We start from the raw sequence: 21,056 nt of genomic DNA, 5'->3' as shown, positions 1-21,056 counted from the left end.
AAAATGAGTGAAATTTTAGAGTTAAATTTTATGCAAAATGCCTTTATTGCTGGCATTTTAGTAAGCATAATATGCGGCATGATAGGCTCGCTTGTCGTGATAAATAAGATGACTTTCATCGCTGGAGGCATTGCACACGGCGCATATGGCGGCATAGGGCTTGCATTTTTCTTCTCACTCGAGCCACTTTTTGGAGCGAGCATATTTTCACTATTTTTAGCGCTCATCATCGCCACGATCACGCTAAAAGATAAGACAAACATCGACTCTGTAATAGGCGCTATTTGGGCGATTGGCATGGCGATTGGCATCATTTTCATCGATCTAACGCCTGGCTATAACGCCGATCTTATGAGCTATCTTTTTGGCTCGATACTTGCAGTTAGCGGCACAGATATCGCGTTTATGAGCGTTTTAGACCTCTTGTTTTTGGCTCTTATCGCACTTTTTTACCGCCAGTTTGTGGCGATCAGCTTTGATGCGGAATTTGCAAAACTTCGCGGGGTAAATACGACATTTTTTCACTATCTGCTAGTTTGTATGATGGCGCTTTGCGTGGTGGCTACGATCCGCGTGGTGGGGCTCATACTTGTAATCGCGCTACTTACCATACCTCCATATATTGCGCAAATTTTTGCCAAAAGACTAGGGCTAATGATGCTAATCTCAACCATTTTTTCTATCATTTTTTGCTTTATCGGCCTTGTGATCAGCTTTTACTTTAACCTCACAGGCGGAGCTAGCATCATCTTAGTCGCCTCGCTTTGCTTTTTTGCGTTTAGCTTTAAATTTAAAAGCTTGCGCTCGTAGCTCTTTTTAACCTAAAAAGCGTCCAAGCCAAAAAGCAAATCGCCGTAAAATAGACGCTAAAAAAGAGCGCCAGCCACATAAATTTGATCTCAAGCCCCAACCAAAAGACCACCGCGTAAAAGAGCGAGCATTGAAGCACGAGCTGTCTAAAGCCATTTAGCAAAAAGATCGCCACTGGGCGTTTTATCGCCTGCAAAGTGCTGCCTGAGATGTTTATCGTGCCGTAAGCCATGTAGGCAAGTGAGTTGATGCCAAGGTAGAGTTTGGCTACCTCAAGCACGGCTGGCGTGCTGTCAAAGAGCCTGATCGCGCTCTCGCCAAAAAGCCTTATAAAGATGTAGGCAAAGACGCAGTAGATGAGCAAAAAAAGAAGCGATAGTTTGTAGCACTGCAATACTCTTTGAAAGCTCTTAGCGCCGTAGTTTCTTGAGATGATGCTAAGCACTCCTGCTGCCATGCCGATGGTTGGAAGCACTAAAATTTGCTCGATCCTTAAGGCTATGCCATAACCTGCCACTGCATTGACGCCGTAAAAGCTCACAAATTTTAAAAGCACGAGCGAGCCAAGCGACATTGAGAGGTAGTTTAGACAAGCTGGCAAGGCTTGCTTTAGTATCTTTGCCCAGACGGCGAAATTTGGTACGAAGTAGCCTAAATTTCTAGGATCTATCATCTTGCTCTTTCTTACTTTAAGAAAGAGATAGATCATGCCTAAAAACTGCACGCTAGCCGTTGCTAGAGCAAGGCCCTTTACGCCAAGAGCAAAGCTAAAGGCAAAAAGATAGCAAAAAAATGCGTTGATAAAAAGGCCTAAAAATAGCCAGTTGCGGTAGCTTTTAGTATCGCCAAGCGCGACTAAAACGCCGTTAAGCGATTTTATAAGCAAGAAAAATGGAGCTGCAAGAAAGATGACGCCAGCGTAGTCAAGTGCCTCTTTGATGTAGTGGTGATCAGCGCCTAAAAGGATTAGTAAATTTGGCGCTAGCAAGTAGCCACAAAGCCCCATAAAAATGGCAAAAACTAGCACAAAGATGATGCCATTTGAGGCGTAAAGTTTAGCCATTTTTGGTTTGTTTGCGCCTAGGCTGTTGCCTATTAGCGCGGTGAGTGCCGAGCCAAAGCCAAGCCCGATGCCAACGATACTTAGATAGAGCAAAAAGCTCATCGCCATGCCAGCGACGGCTATGGTAGAAATTTTAGCGGCGAAAAATGTGCCAGTGACGTTGTAAAGGGTGTTAAACATCATGCCCACTCCAGCTGGCAGCGAGAGCGAGATGATTAGTTTATTTAGCGGGTCTTTTAATAAATCCATAGCAGGATTTTACATTTTTATCTTTAAGATTTGTAAAAGAAAGTGACTTAAATTTAAAATTTTCAAGTAAAAATTTTTAGTATTGATACTTTATGCCAGTACCACCAAATCTTATAGTATTCACATCCTTAGTGCCACCAGCAGTACCAGCGATCAGCTCTTTTGTAGCTTCAAGTGCTGGCAAACTCCATACTTTTTCGCAAAGACCACTGGTTGATAGATTAACGCTTATTGTGCCATTTGCACTATTTAAAGTAGTTATATCTAAGCATTTGTCTCTTTTAGCATATATGGGTTGCAAGACATTTGACATATCAGAGATATTTGCTGAAAATTTTCCTTGTGCAGTGTAGTATGAGCCAATGTCAGCGATGAGAGTTTGTATATTCATAGCGGCTTTAGCTATCTCAGCATCATCTCTTGTTGCAGCTAGTCTTGGCACGGCAACTACTGCTATGATACTTAAAATAACAATTACAAAGATCAGCTCGATCATAGTAAAAGCTTTTTTCATTACTTCATCCTTGAAATTTGAAGTTGCGAGATTATAGCTAGAATTTTTATAAATGAAAGATAAATTTTGAAATTAAGTTAAAGAAGAGTGGCAAGGAATTTATCCTTGCCAAAAGACATAAGATTTATTTATTGTAATTTATACCCATGCCACCAAATTTAAGCGTGTCAGTTGTCTTATTGTCACTGCTTTTAATTAATGTTTTGACATTTGCTAGACCTGGTAATTCCCAAACTTTTGCACAAAGACCATCTTCTCCTATGGTTAGTCCTATCTCTCCGCTTGTTGAATTTCCAGTACCTACTGTCAAACACTTTTTATTTTTTATTTCTATCGGGCTTTTTACGTTTGACATTTTAGAAGCATCACTAGCAAATTCACCTTGTGAAGTGTAATAAGAACCCAAATCAGAAATAAGTGTTTGTATATTTGTAGCAGTTTTAGCTATCTCTGCATCATCCCTTGTTGCAGCTAGTCTTGGTATAGCAACTGCGGCTAATATACCCAAAATAACGATCACGAAGATCAACTCGATCATTGTAAAACCTTTTCTCATGACTCCTCCTTGAAATTTGTGTATTTCGAGCGAATTGTATCATAAATTTTAGAAAATGCAACTATATGTAAATGGGATATAAATTTTTAAAAAGTTGCCGATATTAGAAAAATGAAAAATAAAAATAGAGGTTTTATGAGAGTTCTTATACTTTGTATTTTTACCATTACCATATCATTTTGCGAGTATTCATCATATGAGCCACTTACGGTCACAAAATACAATGAAGAAAAAGCCATGCTTGGTAAAAAGCTTTTTTTCGATAAGAGATTAAGCCCAAATGAAAACTACTCTTGCCAAACTTGCCATAACTTATATTGGAATTTGAGTGGAAGCAATCAAAGCAGCACAGAAAAAGGTATGCTAAATCCTCCAAGTATCTTAAATGCAGCAGCAAATTATTTGTTTTATAACGATGCAAAAAAGACAAACCTAAAGGATCAGGTAAAAGAGTCTATAACATCAAGAATAGAGTTAAACTCAAACAACGATAAGGTAGTAGATACAGTAAACAGCATCTCTGAGTATAAAATTTTATTTAAAGAAATTTATGAGGACGGCATCAGTCTTAATAATATTATTGATGCGATAGTTGAGTTTGAAAAAGCAGTTTTAAGTATTGATTCGCCATTTGACCATTTTATATCTGGTGATGATAATGCCATAAGTAACGAAGCTAAAAAAGGCTTTGATATATTTAATAAAATAGGTTGTGTCGCTTGCCATAACGGTAGGAATTTAGGAGGGAATTTGATGCAAGACCTTGGGCATAATAAAATTTCCGCCCTAGATACAAATAAAAGGCTAAGAAGAGTACCTTCCCTAAGAAATATCGCAAAAACAGCCCCTTATCTATCTCATGGAGAGATGAGCGACCTAAAAGAGACATTACGTTATGTTAGTTACTATCAGCTTGGACACGAACTTAGTAAAGATGAGATGGATGCGCTATATGCTTTTTTACTAACGCTAAATGGCAAACGCCCAAGGATACTAAATGAGTACTAAGCAGATAAAAATCATACTTGGCGTTTTAGCTGTCACATTTTTCTTTAGTGCTTTTTTTATATATAAGGCAAATGCATCAATTGACACAAATAACAAATTTATCGATAAAATTTTAGATCTAAAATTTATAGATAATGAAATAAACTACTCTCTAAGTAATAGTGCCAGCATAACAAACTACGATAATCTAAATGCAGATATAAATTTATTTGATGAAAATTTGAGTGAGTTATCGATGCTCAGTTATGGGGTTTTGTTGTTTCATCAAAGTGAGATAAAAAAATATATACAAGATATAAAAGAGACATTTAACCAAAAAGCATATCTAGCACGAAGGGCAAACTATGTAAGCTCATCAATAAATTCGTATATGTTAGTAAGTCAATATGAAGTACGTAATCTAAACATATCAAATAAATTAGAGCCTATATTTTATGCGATAAAGGGCGCGCTAGCTCTTGATCCAACACTTATAGATAACATATCAAATCAGTTAAAAACATATAAAAATGAGTATAAAAATGATGCTAAAGCTCAGATCATACTAGATAAAATGCTCTATGCTACTCAGCACATAAAAACTTTACAAGAAATTTCATATCAAGCTAACAAGCTAAATCTTGATAATAAAATAGAGAAATTTAGAGATAGAATTCTAACGATACAATCAAGTTTAGTAAATGATGCAAAAATAGTTCAAATACTTTGTCTGATCACTTTTATAATATTTTGCATACTTAGCGCCTATCAAACAATGTTAGCTGTTAGGCATATGATGCAAATAAAACTCTTAAAAACTACTGTTGATAGCGGACATAGTTCTATCGTCTTTTGTGATAACGATAACAAAATTGTATACGTGAATAAAACCTTCGAAGAAAAGACTGGATATAAACTAAAAGAGATCAGAGGTAAAGATCCTAAAATACTAAAATCATATATGCATCCTCAAAGTTTTTACGCATCTATAAAAGAAGCTGTGCTAAATGCTAAAACTTGGGAAAGCGACGAGCTAATAAGTAAAACAAAAAGTGGTGACTTTTTATATGAAAAGGTGAAATTTTATCCCTTTTTCTTTAGGAACAAACTAGAAGGCTATATCGCTATAAAGCTTGACCGAACAAAAGAAACTTTGATGCTTAACGAGCTAACACAAAAAAATGAGCAGATAAAAATACAATCTTCAATAGACAAGCTAACTGGTTTTGGCAACTATTTTGCATTAACAGAAATTTTAGAAGCTAAAAAAGACGGGATACTAATCTGCCTAAGCATCAAAAATTTTAAAATGCTAAGATTCTTTTACCAAAATAAGGTCATAGATGCGATGCTAAAGGCTGTTGCAGATACGCTAAAGCTTTGCGTAGACGCTTCTAATATCAAAGCAAAACTATACAGGTTTCAAGATGATGCATTTTACATCTGGTACGAGGGTGATGATATAGTACGAGATATAGAGTATATAAAAGAGTACTTTAGTTCAAATAGAATAAACGTAGTAGTAGATGGTAAATTTGAAAATTTGCCAGGTGCAAAAATGGTGGTTGGCGTTTCATTACCAAATGACACCCCGCAAACCAACCGCCTAATGCAATCAGTCCTAGCAAACCAACTTGCTATCGACAACGGCAACAACATCTACTACTACATGGAAAACGATGCTATCGAAATGAAATATCACAAGAACCAATTAGTAGTTCAGTTGATAGAAGATGCGCTAGAAAACGATAGAGTCATAGTTGAAGCGCAAGGAATATTTAATATAGAAGAAAATGAAGTAGAAGCAAAATACTATGAAGTGCTAGTTCGCATTATCGATCAAAATGGCAAAATACACTATCCTGGCGAATTTTTAGATATCGCGATGAAGACACAACTCTATCCACAAATCACAAAAAAAGTTATAAGCCATGCTTTTGATCTAGCTAAAAAGCACCCTGAGTATATGTTCTCTATAAATCTATCAAATACAGATATCGCCGATGCTAGTATGAGAGAGCTTATAGAAAATAAATTAAACGAATGCAAAGACCCTAGTAAAATTTGCTTTGAGATGTTAGAGAGCGAGGAGCTTAGCGACTATGTGGTAGTAAATTCATTTATAAAACGTATCAAAGGATATGGTTGCAAAATATCCATAGATGACTTTGGCTCTGGCTACTCGAACTACTACCGAATTTTAGAGCTTGATATAGATGTTATAAAAATCGATGGGTCAATCATAAAAAAGCTCCCATTTGATGAAAATGCAAGAGTTTTAGTTGAAACCATAGTAAGTTTTGCCAAAAAGCAAAACTACAAAATAGTAGCCGAATTCGTAAGCTCAGAAGAAATTTTAAACCAAATAAAGAATTTTGGAATTCCTTATGCACAAGGATTTTTACTAGGAAAGCCACATAGACTTGACTAAATTTCTATCTCTATGCCAACTGGGCAGTGGTCGCTGCCGGTGACCTCTGGCAAGATAAAGGCGTCTTTTAGCCTATCTTTTAGCCCTTGTGAAATAAAGAAATAATCAATCCTCCAACCGACATTTTTCGCCCTTGCGTTAAAGCGGTAGCTCCACCACGAGTAAGCGTCCGCAACGTCGCCATTTATGGCTCTAAAGGTATCTATAAAGCCACTTTTTAGCACCTCATCTATCCACGCTCGCTCGATAGGCAAAAAGCCAGAAGTTTTAGAATTTGCCTTTGGATTTTTCAGATCGATCTCGCGGTGAGCGGTATTTACGTCGCCACAAAATATCACCTCTTTGCCGCTTTTTACAAGCTCTTTGCAATAAGCTAAAAATTTCTCGTAAAAGTCCATCTTAAATGCCAAGCGCTCATCGTCTTTTTGGCCGTTTGGAAAGTAGATGTTAAAAAGCACGATATCATCAAATCTATGCTCCAAAACTCGTCCCTCCGTGTCGTCAAAAAAGGCCGCTTTTTGCGTTTGCACGTCAAATTTAGCAAGGCTCATCACGCCAGAGTAGCCAGCCCTTGCGCCTGAATTTACACTGATATCTTTAAAGCCAAGGTTGTAAATTTCTTTTGGCACGTCATCTTCTTTGACCTTGATCTCTTGCAGTCCCAAAAAATCAGGCCTAACCTCATCAAGCCAGCCAAAGCCATCTTTTGCCACGACTGCGCGCAGCCCATTTACGTTCCAGCTAATAAGTTTCAAATTTCATCCTTTTTTTAATTATAATTATGCCAAAAATCACAAAAAGGAAAGTTATGAGAAACCAGCCAACGTATAAATTTTTTAAAAATTTTGGCTACGCAAGAGAGGGTTTGGCTGAAATTTTTAAAAACGAAAAGAGCTTTCGCATAGAAATTTGTATATTTTTGGTAGCTACGATCTCGCTATTTTTTTGGAAATTTGACCTTATTTTTAACCTATTTTTGATCTTTAGCATGGCATTTGTGCTAGTTTGCGAGTGCCTAAACTCGAGCCTAGAGCGAGTGACTGATCTTGCAAGCCCGGACTATCATGCCCTAGCAAAGGCAGCGAAGGACGCTGGAAGTGCGGCTGTGATGATCGCAAATTTCTTATGTGGCGCGCTTTGGTGCGTGGCTGTGTGCTATAAAATTTGGAGCTAGCGTGAAAGAGCAAATTTACAAGGCGCTTCTTGGCGAGAAAAAGGTAGAGATCATAAATTTACTTTGCGAGCTAAGCGATGAAAATGGCTTTATCATGCTTAAAATTTCAGAAATTTGCGAGAAGCTAAATGTGAGCAAACCAACCGTGATAAGCACGTTTAAGCTGCTTGAAGAGAAGAAAATTTTCGAGCGGGTAAAAAACGGAGTTTATAGATTTAAAAATTTATAGTGGCAAGCAAATGCCTGCCACTACTTGTTTTAGCCAATAGTCTCAGCAGCGATCATACCAAATGTCAAGCAATCAGTTATCGCAACTGATCCTAGACGGCTGGCTCCGTGAACGCCACCTGTGATCTCGCCAGCTGCATATAAATTTGGTATAGGCATAGCTGTTTGAGAGTTCATAACTTGAGCTTTTGTGTTGATATTTAGGCCACCCATTGTGTGGTGAACTTTTGGCGTGCCACGCTCTGCGTAAAACGGCGGGACTGAGATATCAATGCCCTTTGTCGTAGTCGCAACAACTGGCTTGCCAAAGTCCTCATCGACGCCTTTTTTGACAAATTCGTTGTATCTTGCGACTGTTTTTTTGAGTTCATCAACTGGGATCTTATACTCAGCTGCCAAGGCATCAAGTGTGTCAAATTTCTTGCAAATTCCAGCTGCGATAGCCTTTTCATAGTGAGCTGGAAGCATGTGAGGAAGTGCTCTTGAGTCACAGAAGTTGATAGGGAAATTTTTATCGTCTTCGCCTTTTTCATGAATGACTTTAAACATAGCTTCTGTTCTTGTCCTGCGGTCAGCTAGCTCGTTCATGTAGCGTTTGCCGGTTCTTGGATTGACTGAAATTCCAAACGGAAAAGCGCCATTTACGTTAAACATCGATCCCACGCCAAAGCCTGTCTCATCAGCACATCCCCAAGGGCCGTATTGGATCCAGCTTGGCTGAACTGGATAAGCACCCGCTCTAAATGCCGCTAAAAGTGCGCCCGCTGTTGAGCCTGGTTGGTTTGTCGAGTCTGTCTCAGGTGTGATCCTTGGATCTTGAAGCCGCCTAAAAATTTTATCTCTACAAAAGCCACCAGCTGCTAGTACGACGCCTTTTTTGGCTTTTATATATTTTGTATCGCCGCCTTTGTTTTCGACATCGTCACTCATCAAATTGCCATCAAATTTGTAGTTTTCTCTGACGATGACGCCCACAACTGCGCCCTTGTCGTCAAAGACGAAATCATCAAATTTTGTCCTTTTTTTGATCGATGCGCCCTCTAACTTTTCAAATGTCGCAGTCATAGGGAGCACGATGCCAGCGCCGCTGCCGACCTCTGTTTGAAGGCTTCTTGGCACTGAGTGACCGCCCGCGTGAGTGATCTGGTCGATATATTTTGCACCACAATCAATTGTGAGTTTGTAAGCATCTTGCGCTCTCTCGCCGATCTTTGCCAAAAGATCAACGTGGTTGATGCCGCGACCTGCTTTCAAGCAGTCTTTGATAAATAGCTCGGTGCTATCTTTGATGCCAGCTTTCTTTTGCATGTCGCTGTTTGGAACGGCAAAAATTCCGCCATTGATGACAGAGTTGCCACCTGTGCGACCCATTTTTTCGATCAGAACGACTTTGTTGCCTTTTTTGGCTGATGTCACGCCAGCTGCAAGAGCTGCAAAGCCTGAGCCGATGATGACTACGTCATACTCCTCGTCCCATTTGACATCTTTTTCGTTCATTGGTGTGGCCATTAAATTTGTTGCGCCCATGCCTAGTGCCGTAGCACCGATAGCGCTAAATTTGACAAAATCTCTTCTAGATAAACCTGAATTTTTCATGCTCTCTCCTTTGAAGTAAGATATTCACTAACTAGATTATACGATTTTTTTATTAAAATAGTCTAATTAATTTTTAAAATTAAATTTTATTAAAGCTAAGTGCGATTAGAGCGTAGTTTGGTAATATTTATTGACACTATTTTTATCCAAATTTGACTTTGGATTGACGTAAAATAGGCATTTAAAGTAAATTTAGCATAAAGTTTAGAAATTTAAATTTTAAAATTTGCCAGAAATGAATATGAATTAAATTTTTTATAGATCAATTTTTTTAGATTTTTGAGAGGATTTTCTTTTATAGCTTAATAAAAAATATTAGTTTAAAGAGAGATCGGAGCAAATTTGCTCCGAGAAATTATTTAACGCCAACTATTATTTGAGTTGCTTTAATGATAGCAGTTACTTTGTCGCCTACTTTTAAAGCTAAATTTTGAACTGACTCTCTAGTGATGATAGCTGAAATTTTGCTGCCATTTGCGTCGATGATAACCTCAGCATTTACAGCGCCGTCTTTTATCTCGCTAACAACGCCTTTAATTTGGTTTGTTGCGCTAAGTTTTATGCTGTCATCTTTTGAAACGATAACGCTTGAAGCTTTGAATAAAAATATAGCTTTTTTACCAACTTTAAGATCAAGAGCTTTCTCGCTATCAACTGTAATAGTTGCTTTTAGCACTTCACCACCTGCTAGTTTGCCAGCTATTAGCGAATTTACCGCACCTGTTCTTACTTCTGATATCTCAACATTTAGTTGATTTCTTGCACTTAGTGACATATTTTCTCCTTGTTTTGATTTAATATTTCAGAATTATAGAGTATTATTGTTAATGCAAACTTATGATAAATTAATAAAATTTTTTAATATCACAAGTAAAGATTTATAATTTACCAAAGCCCAAAATATCGCACAAAATGAACTAAAATCTAAAAATTTAATTTAAATTATTTTTGAAAAATATATAAATAAATATTATTTTTTATTATAAAACATACAAACTAAGATCGTTTCAAGATCAGATGACCTTAGATCTTAGTTTGTAGATTTTTGATTTTTAATGATTTGGTGAGAATTTATAAATTTTGCGCTTAGATGCCAGCTTCAAGCATAGCTTCTGCTTGATAGTGAGTGATAAGCGGCTCGATAATCTCGTCAAATAATCCTGCAGCCATGATCGCATCAAGGCGGTAAAGTGTTAAATTTATGCGGTGATCACTTATGCGGTTTTGCGGATAGTTATAAGTTCTTATCCTGCCTGAGCGGTCTCCAGTACCGACTTGACTCTTGCGCTCGCTAGTCTCTTTAGCAAGCCTCTCTTGCTCTTGCATCTCGTAAAGTCTAGCTTTTAGCACCTTCATCGCAGCTTCTTTGTTTTTGTGCTGGCTCTTGCCGTCTTGGTTTGTGACAACAAGTCCTGTTGGTATGTGCGTGATCCTAACAGCACTATCAGTTGTATTTACTGACTGACCGCCGTGGCCCGAGCTTCTCATAACATCAACTCTTATATCATTTGGATTGATCTCGATCTCGCTATCTTCAACCTCTGGCATGATAGCCACAGTCACAGCCGAGGTGTGCACCCTACCCTGGCTCTCAGTCTCTGGTACACGCTGAACCCTATGTGTGCCACCTTCAAATTTTAGCCTAGAATAAGCGCCTTTGCCTTTTATAAGCACGATAATCTCTTTAAAGCCGCCAGTGTTGCCCTCGCTTTGGCTAACAATCTCAAATTTATATCCACGAAGCTCTGCATATCTGATGTAAGCGTTAAAAAGATCTCCAACAAATAGTGCAGCCTCGTCACCACCAGTACCTGCGCGAATTTCTAAAAATATATTTTTATCATCGTTTGGATCTTTTGGAAGAAGTAAAATTTTGATCTCTTCTTCAAGCTTCTCTCTTGAAATTTCTAAATTTTTAAGCTCATCTTTTGCAAGCTCGCCAAGCTCAGAGTCCTCAAGTAAGGCTTTATTCTCTTCGATGTCGTTTAGAATTTGTAGATATTTTTTTGCAGCAGTTGCGACTGGTTCGATAGATGATTGCTCTTTTGAGAGCTTTGTCATCTTTTCGATATCGTTTGCTATATTTGGATCGCTTAGAAGCGTAGAAATTTCATCATAGCGATCCAAAAATGGATGAAGTTTATCAGCAAACATTAAAATTTAATAGATTAAGCAGCTTTTAGAGTGTTTACTAATTGAGCAAGGCGACTAACGCGACGAGCAGCAGTTTGTTTCTTCAAAAAGCCTCTACTTACGAAGCTGTGGATGCTTTTGTTAGCAACTTTTAAAGCTTCATTTGCAGCATTTAGATCTTTAGCTTCTACAGCTACACGCACTGCTTTTGTGATGTTTTTAAGTCTAGTGCGGTAAAATCTGTTTCTTTCTGTTCTTTTTATAGTTTGTCTAGCTCTTTTTTCAGCAGATTTATGGTTTGCCATAATATACCTTTTTTGATAATTTTAGTCCGTGATTATATGAAAAATATATTTAATTGTAACTGAATTTAAGTCTGCTTTAAAACAAATAAAATTTTAGATTTTAAATTTGATAATTTCTGATAAAATAGCACCATTTTATAATAAAAAGGATAAATTGATGAAACTTTTTGGAACAGATGGAGTTCGTGGGAAGGCTGGCGAAAAGCTTTCAGCTCAAACATCTATGCGCCTTGCAATGGCTGCTGGAATTTACTTTAGAAAGACCTCAGCGACAAATGTGATTTTGGTCGGAAAAGATACTAGAAAAAGCGGCTATATGATAGAAACCGCCATCGTTGCAGGGCTAACTGCAGTTGGCTACAACGTCCTTCAAATAGGCCCTATGCCAACACCTGCGATCGCATTTTTAACAGAAAATATGCGCTGTGATGCTGGCATAATGATAAGCGCCTCACACAACCCATACTACGATAACGGCATCAAATTTTTTGATAGCTTTGGCAACAAGCTTGATGAGACGATAGAGGCCGAGATAGAAAAAATCTTCTACGATGACGAGCTCATCGCAAACGCCCAAAAGACAATGACAGAGATCGGCGCAAACAAGAGGATCGACGATGTTATCGGCAGATATATCGTGCAGATCAAAAATTCATTCCCAAAAGAGCTAAATTTAAAGAATTTACGAGTAGTTTTAGATGTGGCAAACGGAGCTGCTTACAAGGTTGCGCCAACTGTATTTAGCGAGCTTGGAGCTGATGTCATCGTCATAAATGACGAGCCAAATGGTAGCAACATCAACCAAAACTGCGGTGCGCTTCACCCAGAGGATCTAGCAAGCGAGGTAAAAAGGCTTCGTGCCGACATCGGCTTTGCATTTGACGGCGATGCTGATAGACTTGTCGTTGTCGATGAAAATGGCGAAGTTGTGCATGGCGACGCGATACTTGGCTCACTAGCTGCATTTTTGCACGAGCAAAAGGCGCTAAAAGGTGGAGCCATCGTGGCTACAGTGATGAGTAACGCCGCACTTGATGACTATCTAAAAGCTCACAAGATCAAGCTACTTCGCTCAAACGTAGGCGATAAATACGTGCTTGAGATGATGAAAGAAAATGGCATAAATTTTGGCGGCGAGCAAAGCGGCCACGTCATATTTAACGACTACGCTAAGACTGGCGACGGCCTTGTTACTTCGATGCAAGTTGTTGCGATGATGCTTAAAAAAGGCAAAAAAGCTAGTGAAATTTTTGGCGAGCTAAAGCCGTATCCACAAATTTTACTAAATTTAAAGATCACAGAGAAAAAGCCGCTTGATAAGATAGAAGGGCTAAAAGAGCTTGAGGCTAGCCTCGCAAAAGAGGGCATAAGATCGCTCTTTAGATACTCTGGCACTGAAAATTTGATCAGACTTTTACTTGAAGGTAAAAATCAAACTTTAGTTGAAAAACGCATGGATGAAGTTGAGAAATTTTTTGTAAAAGCCCTAAATGCGTAAAAATTTGATTAAATTTTTCATCGCGTTTTTTCTCATTTTTATCGTTGATCAAGCGATAAAAATGATATTTATAGATGGTTTTTCGTGGGTGGGCGAGTTTTTCTCGCTAGTTCTTACATATAATAAGGGCGTTGCATTTTCGATGTTTGCCTTTTTAGATGAGTGGCTTAAATTTATCCAGATAGCCCTTATTTTAGGCGTTTTTGTCTATCTAGTCGTTGAAAAAAAATTGCTTTGCTCGCATGCTATTTGGCTTGGAGCTTTGCTAGGAGCTGGCAGCTCAAACATCACAGATAGATTTATCCATGGCGGCGTCGTGGATTACGTCTTTTGGCATAAGTGGTTTAACTTTGCGGTCTTTAACTTTGCTGATGTGATGATCGATCTTTGCGTTGTGATGATACTTTGGCAAAGTTTTAGAAAAAGGAGAGAGAGTGGGAAATAATATCTACGTCGCATACGCGCTTTGGCTACTTACTGGCTGGCTTGGGGCGCATAGAATTTACCTTGGTAAATTTATCACTGGCTTTTTGATGATGGGACTATTTTTCATTGGCTACTCTACGTTTTATTTCATTATAGGCATACCATTCTTAGCTATCTGGGGCATTTGGTGGCTTATCGATGCATTTTTAGTTGGCGCTTATGTTGAGAAAAATTTACAAAAAGTCGAGCTAAAAGAGAGACTAAAACTAAAAGATAAAGAGGATGACTTAAAAAGGCTTTACGAGCTTTTTGAGAGTGGTGCGATCAGCAAGGCTGAATTTGAAGCTAGAAAAGAGATACTTTTTAGATAAGGAGACGTTATGGCAGAATATTATCTTTACTTAAAATACCTCCACTATTTGTTTTTCATCTCGTGGATGGCAGTGCTGTTTTATCAGCCAAGGCTCTACGTTTATCACGTAGAAAATATGGACAAGCCAGACTTTGTAAAAGTGGTTGAGGTGATGGAGTACAAGATGTATCACTACATCGGCTGGGTAGCACTAATTGGCTCATTTGTAACTGGTATATTGATACTTATTGCGATGCCTGATCTTATAAAAACTGGTCACATCCATGTCAAAATTTTAGTTGTCATCTTAATGGCTATCTATCACCTAGACCTTGGACGCTACATGAAGCAGCTTAAGGAGAAACGCTGTAACAAAAGTGGCATCTTCTTTAGAGCTTACAACGAAGTGCCAACTATCGCGATGCTCATCATCATCTGGGTAATGATAGTAAATCCATTTTAAAGGAATTTGATGAAGAAATTTTTAGCATTTATCGCCTTGCCAGCGCTCTTGCTCGCAGCAACTCAGTATTTTGAGCCGATGCAGATAAAATTTGACAACAGACTCTACTCGCTAGCAGGCTCAGCCAAGCCTGTGCCAAATTTATTCACGCAGGAGTACTTGCTCCCTGGCGAGAAGATAGATAGTTTTAGCTACATGCTCTCGCTAAATACCCTTAAATTTGACGCTACGCCAGAGCAAGCGGTCGAGCAAAAGATAAATGATCTAAAAGAGCTAAAAGCAAAAGGGCTAAAAGTGGCTTATAAAAAGGGCTCGCTGGCAAATGAAATTTATCTTGATATCACGATATTTTCAAACCTAAATGGCGTGCCAACAGCCGAGCACTCGATATATCGCTACACCAAACAAGGCGGAAATTTAGTCCTTTTTACCATCCAAAGGCGTGCTTATAAAAAAGAGGGCATTCAAAGATTTGCTACAAATTTCACGATCGAGTCGCAAGACTTTAGCAAAAAAGCCCTAGCCACACCTTTCCCACAAATCATCAACAAATAAAGAAATTTGAGTGTAAATTTAGCCTTTGCACTCAAATTTTAAAACCAGACTTAACAAATTTATCTAAAAATAAAACGAATAGTTATATGATAAGAAAAACTCAAAAAGGATAGCCTATGATACATAAAATTCTTATCGCAAATCGTGGTGAGATCGCAGTTAGGATAGTCAGAGCTTGTAGGGATTTACACATCCAAAGCGTAGGAATTTACACAGCGCCAGACAGCGAGTGCTTGCATGTCAGGATCGCTGACGAGGCCTATCAAGTGGGCGAAGATCCGATCAAGGGCTATCTTGACGCCAAAGCTATCGTAAAGCTTGCAAAAGAGTGCGGAGCTGACGCCATTCACCCAGGATACGGCTTTTTAAGCGAAAACTACGAATTTGCAAAGGCAGTCGAGGATGCTGGGCTTATCTTCATCGGTCCAAAGGCTGAAGTCATCAAGAAAATGGGCGATAAAAACATCGCTAGATATCTGATGAAGAAAAACGGCATACCGATAGTTCCAGGCACTGAAAAGCTAAATGACGAGAGTATGGACGCCATAAAAGAGCACGCTAGACGCATCGGCTATCCAGTCATCTTAAAAGCAAGCGGTGGCGGTGGCGGCCGCGGCATCAGGGAGGTTTGGCAAGAAGAAGATATGCAAGATGCCTTTGAGTCGTGCACCAGAGAGGCAAAGGCATACTTTAACAACGATGAAGTTTTTATGGAGAAGCTTGTCGTAAACCCTCGCCACATCGAGTTTCAAATTTTAGGTGACAACTACGGCAACATTATCCACCTTTGCGAGCGTGACTGCTCTATCCAAAGGCGCCACCAAAAGATCATCGAGATCGCACCTTGCCCTTCTATCAGCGAAAATTTAAGAAAGATCATGGGTGTGACCGCAGTGGCCGCTGCAAAGGCTGTGGGCTACTCAAACGTAGGAACTATCGAGTTTTTGCTAGATGACTACAACAACTTTTACTTCATGGAGATGAACACTCGTATCCAAGTGGAGCACGGCATCACTGAAGAGATCACAGGACATGATCTTGTCGTTAGGCAGATAAGGATAGCAGCGGGTGAAATTTTAGAGATCGAGCAAAGCGACATCAAGCCGCGCGGCTACGCGATAGAAGCAAGGATCACGGCTGAAAATGTCTGGGAGAATTTCATCCCAGCACCAGGCACGATCGAGGGCTACTACCCAGCTCTTGGCCCATCTGTGCGCGTCGATAGCCACGTCTATAAAGACTACACTATACCGCCATTTTACGACTCTTTGATCGCAAAGCTGATCGTAAAGGCGACTGATTATGATCTTGCTGTAAATAAGCTTGAAAGAGCACTTGAAGAATTTACCATCGAGGGCGTGCGAACTATCATCCCATTTTTGCTAACGATCAGCAAAAGTAAGGAGTTTAGAAGGGGATTTTTCGATACTAGCTACGTTGAGAAAAACTTAAAAACTATCCTTGAAAACACCTACGATGATATGAACAAAGAGCCAAATGACGACCTAGAAGAGGTCATCGTAGAGGCGATAAAAAGATATAAAAAGAAGAGATAAATTTATCTCATTATAGCTTTGGCGATAAATTTCGCCAAGGCTAAATTTCCGCGCAAACTGCGTAAATTTTAGCTCCGTCATTTGCCACAGCGTAGAGCCTGCCACCGCTTACTAGCATGATCTGATCTGCGCTAAGTCTAAATTTCTCAAACTCTATCTCTTTTAATAGCAAGCCATCTTTAGCGCTTATCAAAACTGGCTTATTTTTGCGGTTCGCGAGCAAAATTTGACTCTCGACCCAAATAAAATGCTCCGTGCCGCTGGTTTTAAACTCAAACACCACTTCGCCACTTTTTGCATCCACGGCGTATATATCGCCGCCCTTGCCAGCGGTGCCAAAGTAAAGCACTCCATCGTGCAAGCAAACTGGCGTATAGAGATATGCGCCAAGCTTTAGCCGCCAGATGGTCTTGCCCATCCTTGCGCCCTGCTCTTTGGGCGGCAAATTAGCGTTTAAATTTTCATCTTTTGCTTCGCTTTTGAACTCTGTACCGTCCAAAATTTCTTTGCACTCCATCATAAATGGCGAGCTCATGCGCACGCAAAAGCCATCAAATTCATACGTTTTAGCGTCGTTATATATCTCTTTTACAGGCTCCTTAGCAACGCCAAGCTCGCTCATCAGCCCGTCACTTATCTTTATAAGCTTTGCTGGGGAGTTTATGTAGCCCTTGTAGTATCTAGTATTTAGCACGAAGTAGCCATTTTCTGGGTAGCAACGCGCATTGCTGGCTATAAAAATTTCGCTTTGTTTGTAGGTTAGCACTGATCTTTTATGCTCGCTAAAGTCGCGTGAAAATGTATCTAGTAGCACGTAGTTTGGCGTTAGTTTTTGAGCTATCTCTAGCTCGCTAGGCACGCCAAAAGCAAAATGCACAAATGCAATGCACTCGTCCATCTCGTAAATGCCAGTCACGCCGTGCCCGCGAAACTCCACGCCAGGCATATCAAGAGGATATGATCTAACCACGCTAGCTCCTTAAATTTATGGCGATTATAACCCAAATTTCAAAGCGCACTAGGCTAAATTTGATAAAATTTGCCAAATTTAGCAAATTTAAGGAGCGATATGTTTTTAAAACTAGACGAGATCGCTAGAAAACTAGATCAAATTTTCTTGCCACTAGAGCAAGAGGGCATAACTGGTATGAGACTTTTGCCGCAAAAGGATGCTTTGGCGTTTATGCAAGCACAAAAGAGCCTTGGCGTAAATTTCCCAGCTAAATTTACAAAGCTTTTAAGCAAATTTGAGCTTGACAACTTTGAAATTTGCAATGTCAGTTTTGGCAGTAAAGGCGACTACGCGAGCGAGCTAGTGCGCCTAAATAGCGTAGATGAGTTTGGTGGCAAATGGTGGCAGGGTGAAGCTCGCCCAGCAAATTTGATAGTTTTTGCCGTGGGAGATCCTTGGATATTTTTGCTTGATTGCACGAGTGGCGCGGTCTATGCGTGGCTACTTGAAGATAAAAAGCTTTGCAGCAGACGCGTTGCGAGTGACTTTGAAAAATTTTTCATAGCGCTTGCCAGCACCTATATAGCAAGGCTAAATGACGAAACCCTACCATCAGCCGAGCATTTCCTAAATTTTGTCCAAGCAGACGACGTGGCACTTCCTTTTTGGCAAGAGATGGCGCAAATTTAGTAAATTTTATAAATTTAGTTTCGATATGTAACACTCATTGCCCAAAATAAAAATATTAAAATATCTTTAAATAAAAATTTTTTCTAGCCGAGCTAATATTTAACTACAAAAAAAGGAAAAAGGAGCAAAAATGAGCGAGTACATCGAACAAACGATGGAGTGGATAAAGAAGACCAACCCAGGTCAAGGCGTCTTTGTCCAAGCTGCGACTGAGGTTTTAAACAGCCTAGAGCCGCTTATCAAAAGAGAGAGCAAGTACCAAAAACACGCGATCCTAGAGCGCATCGTCATCCCTGAGCGCACGGTGATCTTTCGCGTGACATACACGGGCGATGATGGCAGACCAAAGGTAAATAACGGCTACCGCGTGCAGTTTAACTCAGCCGTTGGCCCATACAAAGGCGGTCTAAGGCTCCACCCAAGCGTCGATCTTGGCGTGCTAAAATTTCTTGGATTTGAGCAAATTTTCAAAAATTCGCTCACTGGCGTAAATATTGGCGGCGCAAAAGGCGGCAGCACCTTTGATCCAAAGGGCAAGAGCGAGGGCGAGATAATGCGCTTTTGTCAAGCATTTATGAGCGAGCTATATCGCCACATCGGCAACACCGTGGATGTGCCAGCAGGCGACATCGGCGTTGGCGCTAGAGAGATCGGCTATATGTTTGGCCAGTATAAAAAACTAACTGGCAGATTTGATGGCATCCTAACTGGCAAAGGGCTAAACTGGGGCGGCAGTCTAGCGCGCACAGAGGCTACTGGATACGGACTAGTATATTTCACACAAAACATGCTAAAAAAAGCTGGTCTATCGCTTGAGGGCAAAAAATGCAGCGTCAGCGGTAGCGGAAATGTCGCCATCTACACAGTCGAAAAGCTCTATCAAGCAGGCGCACTGCCTATCACCGTCTCTGACTCAAACGGATACGTCTATGACGCTGAGGGCATCGATCTAGCGGTGCTTAAAGAGCTAAAAGAAGTGAAGCGCGCTCGCCTTAGCGAATACACAAAATTTAGACCAAATGCAAAATATGTAAGCGTGAGCGAATACAAAGAGGGCAGAAACGGCGTCTGGGACGTGCCATGCGATGGGGCCTTCCCGTGTGCGACACAAAACGAGCTTCACCTAGCCGACATAAAAGTGCTTTACGCAAATGGCTGCCGCTTCGTGGCTGAGGGCGCGAACATGCCAAGCACGCTTGATGCGATAAATTTCATGCTTGCTCAAAAAGACTTTCACTTTGCTCCAGCAAAAGCAGCAAACGCTGGCGGTGTGGGCACGAGCGGACTTGAGATGATGCAAAACGCTGGCATGACTTCGTGGAGCTTCGAGGAGGTCGATCGCAGACTTCATGGCATCATGAACCACATCTTTGAGCTAAGCTACGAAACAAGTAAAGAGTTTGGCGATGAGGGCAACCTAGTGCTTGGCTCAAATATCGCTGGCTTTAGAAAAGTGGCTGATGCGATGATAGATCAAGGATATGTGTAGGCCAATTTGGCTCTGTAAATTTACTACGTCCAAGCTAAATTTGGACGTAAATCAATATAAGGCTGGCTAGGGTTTTTAGCCAAAATAGGATTTGCCTTTTGCACGGCAAATTTTACTAGCTAGCTATCAAATTTATGCTGCTTTTATGCATTTTATGCGGCGTTCGTTTTGACAAATTTGCGCTGGTGTGGTAGATATAAATTTGAAGCTTGGTTAAATTTCACTAGAGTGGCGAGCAGACCACTTTTTTAGAGCATTTAATAGAAATTTTGTCAAAATAGCTGATATGGCGACAAATGGTGGAGTGGCGAGGTTTGAGCAGTAAAATTGAAAGTTTTTGCTGTGGAGCATCCTGTTGATATTTTGCTTGATTGCACGAGTGGTGCGGTCTATGCGTGGCTTGTTTGACGATAAAGAAATTTGCAGCAAATGAGTTGCGAGAGAGAAATTTTCATAGCGCTTGCAACTTCGACATAGTAAAGCTAAATGACAAAATCCTGCCAGAAAGCGAGCAAAACCTAAAATTTCTCAAGCAGATAAAAAGCACTTTTTTTGACAAGAAACGGCTTATGAAATTTAGTAAATTTAGGCTCGTCCAGCCTAAAATCTCTTTTATAAATTTAAACTACAAACAAGCGAATTTCCTACTAAATTTAGCCTAAAACACTCGCACACGCACCATAAATTTATAAACTCACAGAGGGTTATCAAATTTACTTTACTAGACGGCTTTATCCAGTCAAATTTCAACAAATCACTCGTGTAAGGGTTCGCAGAAAAAGGTGGGATAAATTTTGGTAAGCGAAAATTGAAATTTACTGCATTTAACCCACAAATAAGCAAATTTCTTATCAATTTTAGTCACCACATAAAAAGTATTATTAAAACAATATTTCTCTTGCCAAATTTAGCTAGATATTAGGCGAAAATTAGCTTAAAACACCCGCACCGCATTTACTCACAAGAACTTCAAATTTACTCTAATAGGCTGCGTTTGCTTGGTCAAATTTCAATAAAGCAACCCGCGCG

General features: G+C 39.8%; 23 protein-coding genes. 14 read left to right on the top strand and 9 right to left on the bottom strand.

Features of this window, described 5'->3' with window-relative positions:
- Positions 1-3 precede the first annotated feature (3 nt).
- Positions 4-810: a metal ABC transporter permease gene (locus CVS89_RS00845; RefSeq protein WP_103579174.1), complete on the top strand. Its 807-nt coding sequence runs from the start codon at positions 4-6 to the stop codon at positions 808-810.
- On the opposite strand, the gene CVS89_RS00840 is transcribed toward CVS89_RS00845, so the two are convergent.
- The 3 genes from CVS89_RS00840 to CVS89_RS00830 all read right to left on the bottom strand — a co-directional run bounded on the left by CVS89_RS00840 (position 791) and on the right by CVS89_RS00830 (position 3,192).
- Positions 791-2,122 (bottom strand): MATE family efflux transporter, encoded by a 1,332-nt coding sequence (locus tag CVS89_RS00840; RefSeq protein ID WP_103575552.1) that lies wholly within the window; start codon positions 2,120-2,122, stop codon positions 791-793. The two genes, CVS89_RS00845 and CVS89_RS00840, sit on opposite strands and share 20 nt — an antisense overlap.
- A 76-nt stretch (positions 2,123-2,198) precedes the next feature.
- Positions 2,199-2,636, bottom strand: coding sequence for a type II secretion system protein (locus CVS89_RS00835; protein WP_107848257.1), 438 nt, complete (start codon positions 2,634-2,636; stop codon positions 2,199-2,201).
- Positions 2,637-2,760: 124 nt separating this feature from the next.
- Positions 2,761-3,192, bottom strand: a complete 432-nt coding sequence (locus CVS89_RS00830; protein ID WP_103644014.1) for a type II secretion system protein — start codon at positions 3,190-3,192, stop codon at positions 2,761-2,763.
- 135 nt (positions 3,193-3,327) lie between these two features.
- Here CVS89_RS00830 and CVS89_RS00825 point away from each other — a divergent pair, with 135 nt between their 5' ends.
- Together CVS89_RS00825 and CVS89_RS00820 are read left to right on the top strand one after the other, a co-directional pair.
- Positions 3,328-4,200: a cytochrome-c peroxidase gene (locus CVS89_RS00825; RefSeq protein WP_103644015.1), complete on the top strand. Its 873-nt coding sequence runs from the start codon at positions 3,328-3,330 to the stop codon at positions 4,198-4,200.
- Positions 4,190-6,610 (top strand): GGDEF domain-containing phosphodiesterase, encoded by a 2,421-nt coding sequence (locus tag CVS89_RS00820; RefSeq protein WP_107848256.1) that lies wholly within the window; start codon positions 4,190-4,192, stop codon positions 6,608-6,610. The genes CVS89_RS00825 and CVS89_RS00820 overlap by 11 nt, the downstream gene beginning before the upstream one ends.
- Here the strand turns inward: CVS89_RS00820 and CVS89_RS00815 are convergent.
- The gene (locus CVS89_RS00815; protein ID WP_107848255.1) at positions 6,607-7,365 is read right to left on the bottom strand and encodes an exodeoxyribonuclease III; all 759 of its coding nucleotides are present in this window, start codon (positions 7,363-7,365) and stop codon (positions 6,607-6,609) included. The genes CVS89_RS00820 and CVS89_RS00815 overlap by 4 nt on opposite strands.
- Before the next feature lie 53 nt (positions 7,366-7,418).
- On the opposite strand from CVS89_RS00815, the gene CVS89_RS00810 reads away from it, so the two are divergent.
- Positions 7,419-7,784, top strand: a complete 366-nt coding sequence (locus CVS89_RS00810; protein ID WP_103590891.1) for a diacylglycerol kinase — start codon at positions 7,419-7,421, stop codon at positions 7,782-7,784.
- A gap of 1 nt (position 7,785) precedes the next feature.
- The gene (locus CVS89_RS00805) at positions 7,786-8,013 is read left to right on the top strand and encodes a winged helix-turn-helix domain-containing protein (RefSeq protein WP_021092590.1); all 228 of its coding nucleotides are present in this window, start codon (positions 7,786-7,788) and stop codon (positions 8,011-8,013) included.
- A 29-nt stretch (positions 8,014-8,042) separates the two neighbouring features.
- On the opposite strand, the gene CVS89_RS00800 is transcribed toward CVS89_RS00805, so the two are convergent.
- From CVS89_RS00800 to rpsT, 4 genes are all read right to left on the bottom strand, one after another.
- Positions 8,043-9,608 carry a flavocytochrome c gene (locus CVS89_RS00800; protein ID WP_107848254.1) on the bottom strand — a complete coding sequence of 522 codons (1,566 nt, stop codon included), beginning with the start codon at positions 9,606-9,608 and terminating at the stop codon, positions 8,043-8,045.
- A gap of 355 nt (positions 9,609-9,963) precedes the next feature.
- The gene (locus CVS89_RS00795) at positions 9,964-10,383 is read right to left on the bottom strand and encodes a TOBE domain-containing protein (RefSeq protein WP_107848253.1); all 420 of its coding nucleotides are present in this window, start codon (positions 10,381-10,383) and stop codon (positions 9,964-9,966) included.
- Between the two features lie 311 nt (positions 10,384-10,694).
- Positions 10,695-11,762, bottom strand: coding sequence for a peptide chain release factor 1 (gene prfA, locus CVS89_RS00790; protein WP_004317452.1), 1,068 nt, complete (start codon positions 11,760-11,762; stop codon positions 10,695-10,697).
- A 14-nt stretch (positions 11,763-11,776) separates the two neighbouring features.
- Complete coding sequence (gene rpsT, locus CVS89_RS00785; protein ID WP_004317319.1) at positions 11,777-12,046, bottom strand: 30S ribosomal protein S20; 270 nt, start codon at positions 12,044-12,046, stop codon at positions 11,777-11,779.
- A gap of 157 nt (positions 12,047-12,203) precedes the next feature.
- Between rpsT and glmM the strand changes: the two genes are divergently transcribed.
- From glmM to CVS89_RS00755, 6 genes are all read left to right on the top strand, one after another.
- Complete coding sequence (glmM, locus tag CVS89_RS00780; RefSeq protein WP_021086624.1) at positions 12,204-13,544, top strand: phosphoglucosamine mutase; 1,341 nt, start codon at positions 12,204-12,206, stop codon at positions 13,542-13,544.
- Positions 13,537-13,989, top strand: a complete 453-nt coding sequence (lspA, locus tag CVS89_RS00775; RefSeq protein ID WP_107848252.1) for a signal peptidase II — start codon at positions 13,537-13,539, stop codon at positions 13,987-13,989. Before glmM ends, lspA begins: the two co-directional genes overlap by 8 nt.
- Entirely contained in the window at positions 13,979-14,341 is a 363-nt protein-coding gene (locus CVS89_RS00770) for an NINE protein (protein WP_107805591.1), read from the top strand. Before lspA ends, CVS89_RS00770 begins: the two co-directional genes overlap by 11 nt.
- Positions 14,342-14,350: 9 nt before the next feature.
- Positions 14,351-14,785, top strand: coding sequence for a CopD family protein (locus tag CVS89_RS00765; RefSeq protein ID WP_004317437.1), 435 nt, complete (start codon positions 14,351-14,353; stop codon positions 14,783-14,785).
- Positions 14,786-14,794: 9 nt separating this feature from the next.
- Positions 14,795-15,340: a hypothetical protein gene (locus CVS89_RS00760; RefSeq protein WP_107797475.1), complete on the top strand. Its 546-nt coding sequence runs from the start codon at positions 14,795-14,797 to the stop codon at positions 15,338-15,340.
- A gap of 116 nt (positions 15,341-15,456) precedes the next feature.
- Positions 15,457-16,896: an acetyl-CoA carboxylase subunit A gene (locus CVS89_RS00755; RefSeq protein ID WP_004317286.1), complete on the top strand. Its 1,440-nt coding sequence runs from the start codon at positions 15,457-15,459 to the stop codon at positions 16,894-16,896.
- Between the two features lie 40 nt (positions 16,897-16,936).
- Here CVS89_RS00755 and CVS89_RS00750 read toward each other — a convergent pair whose 3' ends face one another.
- On the bottom strand, positions 16,937-17,866 hold the full coding sequence (locus CVS89_RS00750) for a PQQ-binding-like beta-propeller repeat protein (protein WP_107848251.1): 930 nt from the start codon (positions 17,864-17,866) through the stop codon (positions 16,937-16,939).
- A 99-nt stretch (positions 17,867-17,965) separates the two neighbouring features.
- Between CVS89_RS00750 and CVS89_RS00745 the strand changes: the two genes are divergently transcribed.
- The 3 genes from CVS89_RS00745 (at position 17,966) to CVS89_RS00735 (ending at position 20,689) form a co-directional block, all read left to right on the top strand.
- Entirely contained in the window at positions 17,966-18,538 is a 573-nt protein-coding gene (locus CVS89_RS00745) for an SMI1/KNR4 family protein (RefSeq protein WP_103597830.1), read from the top strand.
- Positions 18,539-18,668: 130 nt separating this feature from the next.
- Positions 18,669-20,027 (top strand): NADP-specific glutamate dehydrogenase, encoded by a 1,359-nt coding sequence (gdhA, locus tag CVS89_RS00740; RefSeq protein WP_004317349.1) that lies wholly within the window; start codon positions 18,669-18,671, stop codon positions 20,025-20,027.
- Positions 20,028-20,398: 371 nt separating this feature from the next.
- On the top strand, positions 20,399-20,689 hold the full coding sequence (locus CVS89_RS00735) for a hypothetical protein (protein ID WP_149709435.1): 291 nt from the start codon (positions 20,399-20,401) through the stop codon (positions 20,687-20,689).
- Positions 20,690-21,056 lie beyond the last annotated feature (367 nt).

This window comes from Campylobacter concisus (assembly GCF_003048615.2).
In the GTDB taxonomy this organism is placed as follows: Bacteria; Campylobacterota; Campylobacteria; order Campylobacterales; family Campylobacteraceae; genus Campylobacter_A; species Campylobacter_A concisus_C.
Note: the sequence above shows the minus strand (reverse complement) of the source record. Positions and strands in the feature narration are given on the sequence as shown.

Excerpts from the sequence above, each read along its gene's own strand:
- CVS89_RS00845 (WP_103579174.1), top strand. The coding sequence starts at position 4 with ATGAGTGAAATTTTAGAGTTAAATTTTATGCAAAATGCCTTTATTGCT.
- CVS89_RS00840 (WP_103575552.1), bottom strand. The coding sequence starts at position 2,122 with ATGGATTTATTAAAAGACCCGCTAAATAAACTAATCATCTCGCTCTCG.
- CVS89_RS00835 (WP_107848257.1), bottom strand. The coding sequence starts at position 2,636 with ATGAAAAAAGCTTTTACTATGATCGAGCTGATCTTTGTAATTGTTATT.
- CVS89_RS00830 (WP_103644014.1), bottom strand. The coding sequence starts at position 3,192 with ATGAGAAAAGGTTTTACAATGATCGAGTTGATCTTCGTGATCGTTATT.
- CVS89_RS00825 (WP_103644015.1), top strand. The coding sequence starts at position 3,328 with ATGAGAGTTCTTATACTTTGTATTTTTACCATTACCATATCATTTTGC.
- CVS89_RS00820 (WP_107848256.1), top strand. The coding sequence starts at position 4,190 with ATGAGTACTAAGCAGATAAAAATCATACTTGGCGTTTTAGCTGTCACA.
- CVS89_RS00810 (WP_103590891.1), top strand. The coding sequence starts at position 7,419 with ATGAGAAACCAGCCAACGTATAAATTTTTTAAAAATTTTGGCTACGCA.
- CVS89_RS00800 (WP_107848254.1), bottom strand. The coding sequence starts at position 9,608 with ATGAAAAATTCAGGTTTATCTAGAAGAGATTTTGTCAAATTTAGCGCT.
- CVS89_RS00795 (WP_107848253.1), bottom strand. The coding sequence starts at position 10,383 with ATGTCACTAAGTGCAAGAAATCAACTAAATGTTGAGATATCAGAAGTA.
- prfA (WP_004317452.1), bottom strand. The coding sequence starts at position 11,762 with ATGTTTGCTGATAAACTTCATCCATTTTTGGATCGCTATGATGAAATT.
- rpsT (WP_004317319.1), bottom strand. The coding sequence starts at position 12,046 with ATGGCAAACCATAAATCTGCTGAAAAAAGAGCTAGACAAACTATAAAA.
- glmM (WP_021086624.1), top strand. The coding sequence starts at position 12,204 with ATGAAACTTTTTGGAACAGATGGAGTTCGTGGGAAGGCTGGCGAAAAG.
- lspA (WP_107848252.1), top strand. The coding sequence starts at position 13,537 with ATGCGTAAAAATTTGATTAAATTTTTCATCGCGTTTTTTCTCATTTTT.
- CVS89_RS00765 (WP_004317437.1), top strand. The coding sequence starts at position 14,351 with ATGGCAGAATATTATCTTTACTTAAAATACCTCCACTATTTGTTTTTC.
- CVS89_RS00760 (WP_107797475.1), top strand. The coding sequence starts at position 14,795 with ATGAAGAAATTTTTAGCATTTATCGCCTTGCCAGCGCTCTTGCTCGCA.
- CVS89_RS00755 (WP_004317286.1), top strand. The coding sequence starts at position 15,457 with ATGATACATAAAATTCTTATCGCAAATCGTGGTGAGATCGCAGTTAGG.
- CVS89_RS00745 (WP_103597830.1), top strand. The coding sequence starts at position 17,966 with ATGTTTTTAAAACTAGACGAGATCGCTAGAAAACTAGATCAAATTTTC.
- gdhA (WP_004317349.1), top strand. The coding sequence starts at position 18,669 with ATGAGCGAGTACATCGAACAAACGATGGAGTGGATAAAGAAGACCAAC.